At 31.6% G+C, this 11,851-nt stretch carries 10 protein-coding genes and 1 pseudogene; 10 read left to right on the top strand and 1 reads right to left on the bottom strand.

Annotation, left to right across the window (positions count from 1 at the left end):
- From RPL90_RS00005 to RPL90_RS00050, 10 genes and pseudogenes are all read left to right on the top strand, one after another.
- A partial coding sequence (locus RPL90_RS00005; protein ID WP_313541206.1) for a CDP-glycerol glycerophosphotransferase family protein occupies nt 1-2,948 on the top strand: 2,948 nt, incomplete at its 5' end.
- A gap of 389 nt (nt 2,949-3,337) precedes the next feature.
- Nucleotides 3,338-4,174 carry a YitT family protein gene (locus RPL90_RS00010; protein ID WP_313541208.1) on the top strand — a complete coding sequence of 279 codons (837 nt, stop codon included), beginning with the start codon at nt 3,338-3,340 and terminating at the stop codon, nt 4,172-4,174.
- A gap of 256 nt (nt 4,175-4,430) precedes the next feature.
- Entirely contained in the window at nt 4,431-5,234 is an 804-nt protein-coding gene (locus tag RPL90_RS00015) for an ABC transporter ATP-binding protein (protein WP_061855330.1), read from the top strand.
- A 10-nt stretch (nt 5,235-5,244) separates the two neighbouring features.
- Complete coding sequence (locus tag RPL90_RS00020) at nt 5,245-6,246, top strand: FecCD family ABC transporter permease (RefSeq protein ID WP_313541212.1); 1,002 nt, start codon at nt 5,245-5,247, stop codon at nt 6,244-6,246.
- Nucleotides 6,243-7,259, top strand: a complete 1,017-nt coding sequence (locus tag RPL90_RS00025) for a FecCD family ABC transporter permease (RefSeq protein ID WP_313541214.1) — start codon at nt 6,243-6,245, stop codon at nt 7,257-7,259. Before RPL90_RS00020 ends, RPL90_RS00025 begins: the two co-directional genes overlap by 4 nt.
- Nucleotides 7,260-7,378: 119 nt before the next feature.
- Nucleotides 7,379-8,343: pseudogene (gene dhaK, locus RPL90_RS00030) on the top strand (dihydroxyacetone kinase subunit DhaK).
- A gap of 21 nt (nt 8,344-8,364) precedes the next feature.
- Nucleotides 8,365-8,940 carry a dihydroxyacetone kinase subunit DhaL gene (dhaL, locus tag RPL90_RS00035; protein WP_313541254.1) on the top strand — a complete coding sequence of 192 codons (576 nt, stop codon included), beginning with the start codon at nt 8,365-8,367 and terminating at the stop codon, nt 8,938-8,940.
- Between the two features lie 2 nt (nt 8,941-8,942).
- Nucleotides 8,943-9,308 (top strand): dihydroxyacetone kinase phosphoryl donor subunit DhaM, encoded by a 366-nt coding sequence (gene dhaM, locus RPL90_RS00040; protein ID WP_313541216.1) that lies wholly within the window; start codon nt 8,943-8,945, stop codon nt 9,306-9,308.
- Nucleotides 9,309-9,461: 153 nt separating this feature from the next.
- Nucleotides 9,462-9,962: a hypothetical protein gene (locus RPL90_RS00045; protein ID WP_048792497.1), complete on the top strand. Its 501-nt coding sequence runs from the start codon at nt 9,462-9,464 to the stop codon at nt 9,960-9,962.
- Nucleotides 9,963-10,242: 280 nt separating this feature from the next.
- The gene (locus RPL90_RS00050; protein WP_313541218.1) at nt 10,243-11,274 is read left to right on the top strand and encodes an alpha/beta hydrolase; all 1,032 of its coding nucleotides are present in this window, start codon (nt 10,243-10,245) and stop codon (nt 11,272-11,274) included.
- Between the two features lie 50 nt (nt 11,275-11,324).
- On the opposite strand, the gene RPL90_RS00055 is transcribed toward RPL90_RS00050, so the two are convergent.
- On the bottom strand, nt 11,325-11,831 hold the full coding sequence (locus RPL90_RS00055; protein WP_313541220.1) for a GNAT family N-acetyltransferase: 507 nt from the start codon (nt 11,829-11,831) through the stop codon (nt 11,325-11,327).
- Nucleotides 11,832-11,851 lie beyond the last annotated feature (20 nt).

Consider the following 11,851-nt stretch of genomic DNA (forward strand, 5'->3'; position numbering starts at 1 on the left):
AAAAAGATTATTTTGTTCTAGAATCAACTCATGGTGCATCTGTAGGAGGGCATATTTATTATTTAATTGAAGAAATTCAGAAAGAAGTCCCTAATAGTAAAATTTTTATTGCTTCTAAAAAACCAGAGAAACATAAAAAGTTTTTAGAAAATAGAGGGTTCAAGAATATTACTATAATTAAACATTTATCCGTAGAATATTATCATTTATTAGCTGTAAGTGAATATTTAATAAATGATACTACTTTTTATCCTTTCTTTAGTAAAAGAAAAGGCCAAAAATACTATATAATTTGGCATGGAACTCCATTAAAAAATATGGGAAAAGATATGAAAGATCTTTTAAGTGTTTCGAATGTACAAAGAAACTTTTATATGGCTGATAAAATAATTGTTAGTAACGAATATACGAAAGAAATTTTAATTAACTCACATAATTTAAAAAATGTATATAAAGGGAAAGTGGTCGTAGGACCATCACCAAGAAATAGTGTGTTTTATGATGAAGAGAAAAGAAAAGAGATTCGTAGAAAGTTAAATTTAAATGATAAAAAAATCATTGCATATATGCCAACTTGGAGAGGAAGAGTAGGTAAAGTAGAAAAATCAACAAATGTTGAACAAATGTTAAGCTACTTAGATAAATATTTAGATGAAAATACAGTTTTATATGTAAAATTACATGATTTTGAAAGAAATACCGTAAAATCTAAATTTGAAAACATTCGTTTTTTCCCAGAAGAATACGAAACATATGAATTTTTAACTGCAACTGATCTGTTAATTACAGATTATTCTTCTGTGATGTATGATTATTTAAATCTTAATAAACCTGTTATTTTATATGCTTATGATAAAGAAGATTATATTGAAAATAGAGGTATGTATGAAAATATAGAATCATACCCATTTGAATTAGTATCAAGTGTAGAAGAACTTGAATATGCTATAGATTCAAGTAAAAAAGAATTTGACTATATTAATTTGAATAATAGATTTATTTCTAGTGACAGCGAAGTAGGCGCAAAAAAAATTGTTAAAAATATTATGGATAATTATATAGATGATTCGATAATTGAGCATAATGTACATAATGGGAAAGAAACGGTTGCTATTTTAAGTGGTGGTTTTTGGAATAATGGTGTAACTACAGCTCTAATAAATACATTAGAAAATATTGATACTAGCAAAAGGAATTATATATGTTTTTTTGAAAAAAGTAAGATAAAGACAGAACACTATTACCGCTTGTTGGAATTACCGGAAAATGTTTTATTTTATCCGACTACTGGTGAAGTAAACGGAAATGTTTCTGATCGCTTGTTATTAAAGAAATATTTGTGGGACGAAAAATATTCTGGTAAATCAAGAAGAAAACAACTCAGAAAAATTTATAGAGAAGAATTTGATCGATTATTTGGTGATTTACAAGTTGATTGGTTTGTTCACTATACTGGGTTTGAGAGAATAGAAGCAGAGATGATGAGACATATAGATTCTAAAAAAGCTATTTGGGTGCATACCGATATGTTTGAAGAATTTAAAGTTAAAAATAATTTTAGTAGAAAAATTGTATTTGGTGCATATAAAGATGCTGATAAAATTGTGACCGTACATGATAATTTGAATGGAAACTTGAGTGAAAATATAAAAGGAATTAGTAATAAAGTAATCACTGTAAATAATTTTTTGGGGGAAAAGAGAACAAGTGAACTTAGTAAAATTGGACTATATAGTTCGCTTGAAGGTGTTAAAGTTGATTATTCGTTTAATGATAATGCTTATAAAACAGAAAACCAAATTTATTTGGAACAATTTAAAAATGAAATCGAAAATTTATTTACAATTGCTAACGGTGATAAACATATAGATTATAAATCAATCTTGACTCAAATATATGAAATTAGTTATAAATACAAAGAAAGTGAATATTTGAATTATCTAATTTCAAAAGAGTTAAAGATGTTGGAAGATATAGTTCAAGAACTAAAAAATATATTTGAAGATAATGATAACTTAGTTTATCAACTAGCATATAATGAGTTTAAAAATTATATTGTACCTAGATTAAAAAACAATGAAGACGAACTACATTTTTATTTTCCAAAGCTTGAAGAAAGATTAATAGAATATAAAGCAAGACATTTAAATGAAGTTGATGATGTTGCTACATCTCAAAATAATCATTCTAACCAAATAAATATTAGCGAAAAATATCTAAAAGAAAATGAGAAAATTATAAAAGAGAAATACCAAACATTAAAAAAAGAAAAAGAGTTAAGCGATAAATTTAAGTCTATATTTGTAAATCGTCAACAAGAGGTTGTTTCTTATGTAAATGATGAAATTTTAACATCAGATAACAAAGCTTCACAGAATCCAACGTTTGATTTTTATAATCATTTTAGAATTTCTAAAGTTAAATTATTGAATGCTATATTCGATGAAAATATAAAGGTATATATAAATATTGGACGATATGATTATCAAAAGGGACATGACAAATTAATTAATGCATTTGAGCGAACTTTCAAAGATAATCAAAATATTTTTCTAGTATTAGTTTGTCCTCATGGACCCTTAAAGTCAAAAATAATTAATAGAGTAAGAAATTCTATCGCTAGAGAAAATATAGTTATTCTTGGCGGTATGAACAATCCATATCCATTACTTGCACATTGTGATGCGTTTGTTTTGTCATCAAATTATGAAGGGCTTGGGTTAGTTGTTTATGAAGCCTTAGCAGTAGATACTGATGTGATTACTGTTAATTTACCTGAAACTATTCAATATTTAAATAATAATGAAGCAATTATAGTAGATAATACGGTTAGTGGTTTAACTGAAGGATTTAAATTGCATTTAGATAAAATTAATAATTTAAATCGTTTTGATTTTAATCCTATGAGAGAAAAGTCAATCAATGAATTTGAAAAAGTTTTTAAATAAAAAATAAAAAGGTGTATTGTTGGGGGTTTAATTCCAACAGTACACCTTTTTGGAAATACAACAAAATAAAAGCCAAGTAACGGTTACTTGGCTTTTACGGGAAATGAATTAAATGTATGTTAAAAGCAAGGACTAGGTACTTATAACATACTTCGAGCAAAAATTTGTTTTTGTTTGTTACTATAAACAACACAAAGGAGATGGCTTCTTATTGGGTTTCAATAAGAAGATAAATAACATTATAGCAAGGTATAAAACATAAGTAAATAGAAAATTCAGAATTTTTTAAATTATAAGTGTTTAATAGTATTAATTAGTGCTGTTGAGGTATTTAGTTTAATTTGCTACTATTTTATTAATTGAACTATGAATTCGGGAGGTTGGAAAATGTGAACAAGACTTTAAGAGATATTGCTTTAGTAGTCATAGGGTCATTTATTTTTGCAGCAGGTGTTAATACATTTATTATTTCGGCAAATCTTGGCGAAGGTGGCGTAACAGGTTTAGCTATCGTACTGTATTATGGCCTCCATGTATCACCGGGTCTTACTAACTTTGTACTGAATGCTATTTTAATAGGTTTAGGATATAAGTTTTTAAGTAAACGTAGCATGTATCTTACTATATTAGCTACTGTATTAATTTCAGTATTCTTATCACTTACGCATACTTGGCGAGTTGAAACTGACAATATATTAGTTAATGCTATTTTTGGCGGAACTTGTGTTGGTATAGGCATTGGTATCATTGTTCTAGCAGGAGGTACAACTGCGGGTACGACTATTCTTGCTAAAATAGCAACAAAATATTTAGATGTTAGTACACCTTACGCATTACTATTCTTTGATTTACTTGTCGTATTAATTTCACTCACACAAATTAAATTATCCAGTGCTTTAGTGACAGTTATTTCATTATATATTGGCACAAAAGTAATGGAATTTGTAATTGAAGGTCTAAATACGAAAAAAGCAATGACAATTATTTCCAGTCACCCCGATGAGGTTGCTAAAGTTATTGATGAGAAGGTCGGCAGAGGATTAACGATTTTAAACGGTAGAGGTTATTTCTCAAAACAAGAAAAAGATGTTTTGTATGTTGTAATTTCTAAAACACAAGTGACTAGAGCCAAACGTTTAATTCGAAAAATAGATGAAAATGCCTTCCTCGTAATACATGATGTACGTGATGTTTATGGTAATGGTTTTTTAGTCGATGAACATTAAATAACATGAAACAGGGTTACGCCTAAATTAGCAATTGGCGTAGCCCTTTTTTTGATTGGATTTAAAAAGGGCAAGTGAAATTGTTGCTGTTCTGTAATAGTCAATGAATATAAAAAATGATATAATATTTATCATGATAATGATTATCATTTACTACTGACTTATTAAAAATAATAACTTTAGCTCTTATATATAACGATTATTAATATGTCGATACCAAGTTTTTTATGCTTATTATTTAGGAAGAAGGGTATGTATGACGCGTTTAAATGGAAATCAAGTTACTATTAGTTACGGCGATAACGTTATTGTCGATAATCTAGATGTTACAATACCAGATGGTCAAATTACTTCTATAATTGGTCCAAATGGTTGTGGGAAGTCAACGTTACTTAAAGCATTATCAAGACTATTATCTATTTCAAATGGAGATATTATTTTAGATGGTAAAAGCATTCATTCTCAGTCTACGAAAGATATTGCCAAAAAGATTGCTATCTTACCTCAATCACCAGAAGTAGCAGATGGATTAACTGTAGGGGAGCTTGTGTCGTATGGTCGCTTTCCTCATCAAAAAGGGTTCGGACGTCTTTCTGCAGAAGATAAGAAGGAAATAGATTGGGCTTTAAATGTTACTGGCACTTATGATTTTAAAGATCGCTCAATCAATGACTTGAGTGGTGGTCAAAGACAACGTGTATGGATAGCGATGGCTTTAGCACAAAGAACAGATATTATTTTCTTAGATGAGCCAACAACTTACTTAGATATTTCACATCAATTAGAAATATTAGAGCTTATTACTCAGTTAAATCAAGAACAAGGTTGTACGATTGTAATGGTATTACATGATATTAACCAAGCAGTACGTTTTTCAGATCACCTTATTACTATGAAAAATGGTGATATAGTTGCAGACGGCTCAACTGAAAATGTCTTAACTAAAGATATTTTAGAGAAAGTATTTAACATTGATGTAGAAATTAGTGAAGATCCACGCACAGGTAAACCAATGCTAGTCACATATGATTTATGTCGTCGTAGCTATTCGCAAGTATAGGGGTATAATCATGACTACACAGAACAGAAAAAAATATAGCTTTACGACAATTTTTACTATTGCCGTAATATTGTTAGTGGTTATGTTATTTGTATCCATTTTATTAGGAGACGCTAAAATAAATATCGGTACCATTATGCAAGCGATTTTCAATTATGATTCTAGTAATCAACAACATAATATTATTAGCGAAATTCGAATACCGAGAGATGTTGGTGCTGTTTTAGTAGGAATGGCATTGGCAACTGCTGGTGCTGTTATACAAGGCGTAACAAAGAACGGATTAGCAGACCCTAGTTTGATTGGTTTAAACTCTGGTGCGTCATTCATGTTAGCGCTAACTTATGCAATGTTACCTAAAGCACCTTTCTTATTATTAATGGTTGCAGGATTTGTAGGTGCTTTGCTCGGTGGCTTTATCGTGTTGATGATTGGACGCTCTCGTAGCGATGGCTTTAACCCGATGCGAATCATTTTAGCAGGCGCTGCAGTTAGCGCTCTATTAACAGCATTAAGTCAAGGTATTGCATTAATGTTCAGATTAAATCAAAGCTTAACATTTTGGAGCGCTGGGGGAGTCTCAGGTACGACTTGGCCACAACTGTTTTGGGCTGCGCCATTTATATTAGTCGCACTCATTATACTCATTTCAATTAGTAAACAACTAACTATTTTGAACTTAGGTGAAACGTTAGCTAAAGGGCTAGGGCAAAATGTGACTGCAATTCGAGGTACTACTTTAGTACTGTCTATGATTTTAGCTGGTATAGCAGTTGCAATGGTAGGACAAATTGCCTTTGTTGGTTTAATGGTACCTCATATCGTACGTTATATTGTAGGAACAGATTATGCGCGTGTTATTCCGTTAACGGCAGTGCTTGGTGGATTGCTTGTATTAGTTGCCGATACTTTAGCTAGAATGCTTGGCGAAGCGCCTGTGGGTGCAATTATTTCATTTATTGGTGTACCTTACTTTTTATATTTAGTTAAAAAAGGAGGGCGCTTCTCATGATTAACCCTAAACTAAGACATAAGCAATGGTTAACAATGATAATTTTATTAGTATTACTATTGTTGGCATGCGCTTGGAGTATGACTTCTGGTGAATATAAAATGTCGATGGGGGATTTTTTCAAAACTTTATTTGGACAAGGTAACTATACAGATTCCTTGATTTTATTAGATTTTAGATTGCCGAGAATGCTCATTACAATATTAGCTGGTATTGCATTAGCTATGAGTGGTGCAGTAATACAAAGTGTTACGCGTAATCCATTGGCTGAACCAGGTATTTTAGGTATTAACGCAGGCAGTGGATTTGCGATCGCCTTGTTTATTGTTATTGGTCAAGTCAATGCCGATAATTTTGTCTATGTACTACCCATTATTAGTATGATTGGCGGTGTTGGTACAGCATTATTAATCTTTACTTTTAGTTATAACAAAGGTGAAGGTATTACGCCTGCTAGTATGGTACTTATAGGTGTTGGTTTAGCAACTGCACTAAGTGGTGGTTCACTAACATTAATGTCTAAATTTGATAAAGATCAATCAGAATTTATAGCTTCATGGCTAGCTGGCAACATATGGGGAGACGAATGGTCATTTGTTATTGCATTTGTGCCATGGTTAATTATTATTATTCCATTCTTATTAATGAAATCTAATGTACTGAATTTATTAAGCGTACATGAGCATATAGCGCATGGTGTAGGCGTTAAAGTAAACAGGGAACGTATTATCTTATTAATATTAGCAGTCATTTTATCTTCAGCGGCGGTATCTGTGGCTGGTGCGATTGGTTTTATTGGTTTGATGGGACCGCATATTGCTAAATCTATTGTCGGTCCACGCCATCAGCTGTTTTTACCAATATCCATTGTTCTTGGTGCATTATTATTAGTAGTATCAGATACTATAGGACAAGTGATATTGCAACCGAGTGGCATTCCAGCAGGCATAATTGTCGCAATTATTGGCGCACCTTACTTCTTATTCTTAATGTATAAATCGAAAACAGTATAATATAAATCGAATTAAGTGCGCGATACTTAATTCGATTTTTTAATTTTTAAATGATAGCGTTTGCATTTGATAGTTGGGTATAATATAAAGTGAATAGTTAATATTAGGGAGGGATTTATATGAAAAAGTTAATTAAAGATAAAACAAATTATTTACAAGATATGTTATCAGGTATGCAAGTCTCTTCAGATAATATCGAAGTTATATCAGATTCAGTGGTCATTAAAAAAGATAAAAAACAACAAGGCCCAACGCTAGTTTCGGGAGGAGGAAGCGGTCATGAGCCCGCGCATGCTGGGTTCGTAGCACAAGGGATGTTAGATGCAGCAGTTTGTGGAGAAATTTTCACGTCTCCAACTCCTGATAAAATATTAAATGCTATCAAAGCAGTAGATAATGGTGATGGCGTCTTACTCATTGTTAAAAACTATGCTGGAGATGTAATGAACTTTGAAATGGCACAAGATATGGCGAAAATGGAAGATATCAACGTTGCCATGGTAGTAGTCAAAGATGATATTGCTGTAGATGAGGAAGCACAAAGACGTGGTGTAGCTGGTACAGTATTAGTACATAAATATGCCGGTTATTTAGCACAACAAGGTGAAAGTCTTGATAATCTCCAACAAAAGGTTCAACAATTCATCGATGGTATTAAAACGATTGGTATGGCATTAACTGCGCCTTTAGTTCCTTCAACAGGTAAATATGGTTTTGATATTGCTGAAGATGAAATTGAAATTGGTATAGGAATTCATGGTGAAAGAGGTATATCAAAAGAACGCATCGCACCCGTAGATGAAATTGTAGACAAATTAACGAGTGAGTTAGTCAAAGAAATAACTGATAAAGCGTTAATTGTTATGGTTAATGGCATGGGGGGACGCCATTATCTGAATTAGATATAGTGACGAAATACGTAACTGAAAACTTATCAAACCGTGGTTTGAATGTTAGACATTGGATAGTTGGAGAATATATGACTTCTTTAGATATGCAAGGTTTTTCAATTACAATGGCCCCCCATTCTGAAGAACTTGAAACAGCATTGAAAGCACCGACAGCAAGTCGCTATTTTGAATAGTTTATTTAAGGAGGAACCATGATGGATGCACAAACTTTATCACAAAATTTATTAAATCTCGTAGATACTTTTACAGAACAAGAAGACAATTTAACAGAATTAGACCGTGCAATTGGTGACGGTGACCATGGCGTAAATATGTTGAGAGGTTTTAAAGCTTTACCTGAAAAGATTGATACACAATCTGTAGCTTCAGTATTAAAATCAACGGGTATGACTTTAATGTCAAATATCGGTGGCGCTTCTGGCCCGTTATACGGTTTTAGTTTTGTTAAAATGTCGCAAGTAGCTGAAGATGAAATTACAGCAGATAATTTGAAACAACTGTTACAAGCATTTTCAGATGCAATAGCTGAAAGAGGGAAAGTTTCATTAAATGAAAAAACAATGTTTGATGTGATTGAACGAACAAGACAAGCAGTTGCTGAAGGTAATACGGTGACATTAGATAGGTTACAAGGATTTGCTGATGACACTAAAGATATAGTTGCGACTAAAGGTAGAGCGGCATACTTTAAAGAAGATTCTAAAGGTCACATCGATCCTGGCGCACAAAGTAGTGTCTATATTTTAAACGCTTTAATAGGAGATGAATAACTATGACAGCCATTGTATTAGTCAGTCACAGTGAAGATATTGCACAAGGCACTAAAGCATTATTAGCACAAATGGCACAAAGTGTTACTGTATTTGCACAAGGGGGGACGAACGGAGAAATTGGTACATCTTTTGATGATATTCAAAAAACATTAACTTCCCTTGAAGAAGATGCCATTTGTTTTTATGATATTGGTTCTGCTGAAATGAACTTAGATATGGCTATTGATATGTATGACGGCGATTATAGAGTTGAAAAAGCGACGGCACCAATTGTAGAAGGTAGCTTCACGGCGGCAGTGAAACTGTCAGTTGGTGGCTCTATCGATGAAACGTTGGAAGAATTAAAAAATAATTTCACAAAATAAATAAGTTCCAAAAAAAATCACTATTTTGTCTGATATATCTTGTTATTTACTAAAATTTATAGAATTTAATGTATTACAAATGATTAAATTTTAAAATTGTGCTAAAATATAGACTAAATGTAGAAGGAATGTGGACTATAGGAGGACATTGCCATGCAAGATTTAATAAAGAAACATGTCTTAAACGGCGAATTTGAGTCAGTTAAAAGTTTAATGTCCGAAGCAGATTTTATGGAATTTGAAGAAGCTTATATTTCTAGCGCGCATGAAGTCGAAAGTATGATGTTTTATACATGTATATTAGATATGTTGAAAAAAGAAGAAACATCAGAAATGCATGACTTAGCATTTTTACTTTTAGTTTATCCATTAAGCGAGACACAAGGTGCTTTAGACTCTGCTTATTATCACGCTGAATCATCCATAAAGCTCACTGACGGTAAAGAAGTTAAAAGTTTATTACAGATGTTATTACTACATGCTGTGCCAGAACCAGTTATTTCAGATAAAAAAGCTTTTGATATATCAAGACAAATATTGAAACTTGATCCATCGAATAGTGTCGCACGTAATGTGTTGAAAGAAACAGCTAAACGTATGGATGATGTAGTAGTAGACTTTAATGAACTTAATCGTGGTAAAACCGCCGATTAATTGTTTATTACATGTAACTATTATTTGTTAATTTAATAAAATTGAAATTAAAGTAACTGTTGTGTGTTAAATATGCAATGGTTACTTTTTTTATCATTTGCTTTATAATAATACTTCCCAAAAGAGTGTTAGTAATATAGAAGTATAGTTTCTTTGCTTGTTCAAACTATAAACAAACGGTTTTTATTTAAATGAAAAATAGGTTAATTAGAATTCACCTATAATTTGTACATTAGAAATTATAAATATGGTACAATGCTTCCGAAAGGAAAGGTCAGTCATGAATAAAAAACAGAAATGGATAGTTATTACAATTGTAGTAATTGTAGTAGTTGCCACAGTGGTTGGCTTATTGTTGAAAAGACATTTTGACCAGCAACATACGCAACAAGTAAAAGAGAGAGTACAAATTAACAATAAAAACGTCAATGCGTTTACGAATATTACATATAGTAAAGGTTGGACAAATAGTCGGTTAGATATTTTAACCCCAACAGATCTTGATAAAGATAACAAGTTACCTGTTATTTTTTGGATGCATGGTGGCGGGTATATTGCCGGTGACAAACAATATAAAAACCCATTATTAGCTAAAATAGCAGAACAAGGCTATATCGTAGTAAATATTAATTATGCGTTAGCACCAGATTTTAAGTATCCAAGTCAATTACATCAAATTGACCAAGCAGTTCAATTCATTAAACGAAATAAGCATGAGTTGCCTATTGATTTTGACCAAGTTATTTTTGGCGGGGATTCAGCTGGTGCTCAAATGTCGAGTCAATATACGGCTATGCAAACGAATAAGTCATTACGAAATGAAATGAATTTTAAACAACGTTTTGATAATGATCAAATAAAAGCAGCAATATTTTTCGGTGGTTTTTATGATATGAAAACAGTAAGACAAACAGAATTTCCTAGAATTCAATTGTTTATGCAAAGTTATACTGGTGAAAGAAACTGGGAACAACAATTTAAAAATATTTCGCAAATGTCGACAATAAATCAAGTTACAAAAAATTATCCACCTACCTATCTATCGGTAGGAGATGCAGATCCGTTTTATAGTCAAAATATCGCATTTAAGAAAAAATTAAAAGAAGAAAAAGTGCCTGTAGATGACCTTTTTTATGACGGAACACATCATTTAAGACATCAATATCAATTTCATTTAGAGTTACCTGAGTCTAAACAAAATATGAAAGACGTTTTAGGATTCTTGAGTCGTAACACAAGTTCTTCTGGTGTTGAAACAAAAGTAAATAACGAGGATAGTAATCCAAATGGTGTAGATTTAAATCCATATTAAAAAGAAAGGGTATAAAACTTAGCGTTTTATACCCTTTCAACATGTTATAATTAAAGTAATAATTTTGACATTACATATTCATTATAATATTTATTATCGATGAAAAGTTTGTCTCTTAGTTCGCCTTCAATTTGATAACCAGCAGCTTTGAATATATCAACTGCGGCAACATTTTCAGTGACGACGGTAACTTCAATACGTCTAATATTATGGTTTAGACACCAAGCCTCTACTGAATTAATAAGTGATTGTCCAAGACCTTTTTCTCTATAAAATTTAACGACACCCATAGAAAATTTAGCTTCATGTTTTGCACGTTCATAGGCTTCAGTTGTAACCGTAGCAAAACCTACAAGTTCACTGTTATATTCTGCTACATAGATAGCATTTGTAGGGGAAGTAATAAAATGTTCTAATTTACTTAAAGCATCAGTGATTGATGGTGCATATTCACCTGGATTATATATCATAAAATCAGACTCATCATATATAGACTTTAATAATTTAATAAAGTCTTGGACGTCATTGATACCAATTTCGCGTATTTGATGGACCATGGTTTTAAACACCTCATTTC

Source organism: Staphylococcus kloosii, assembly GCF_032139365.1.
GTDB classification, from domain to species: Bacteria; Bacillota; Bacilli; order Staphylococcales; family Staphylococcaceae; genus Staphylococcus; species Staphylococcus kloosii_A.

Coding starts and splice junctions, on each gene's coding strand:
- RPL90_RS00015 (WP_061855330.1), top strand. CDS start 4,431: ATGACGCGTTTAAATGGAAATCAAGTTACTATTAGTTACGGCGATAAC.
- RPL90_RS00020 (WP_313541212.1), top strand. CDS start 5,245: ATGACTACACAGAACAGAAAAAAATATAGCTTTACGACAATTTTTACT.
- RPL90_RS00025 (WP_313541214.1), top strand. CDS start 6,243: ATGATTAACCCTAAACTAAGACATAAGCAATGGTTAACAATGATAATT.
- dhaL (WP_313541254.1), top strand. CDS start 8,365: ATGGATGCACAAACTTTATCACAAAATTTATTAAATCTCGTAGATACT.
- dhaM (WP_313541216.1), top strand. CDS start 8,943: ATGACAGCCATTGTATTAGTCAGTCACAGTGAAGATATTGCACAAGGC.
- RPL90_RS00045 (WP_048792497.1), top strand. CDS start 9,462: ATGCAAGATTTAATAAAGAAACATGTCTTAAACGGCGAATTTGAGTCA.
- RPL90_RS00050 (WP_313541218.1), top strand. CDS start 10,243: ATGAATAAAAAACAGAAATGGATAGTTATTACAATTGTAGTAATTGTA.
- RPL90_RS00055 (WP_313541220.1), bottom strand. CDS start 11,831: ATGGTCCATCAAATACGCGAAATTGGTATCAATGACGTCCAAGACTTT.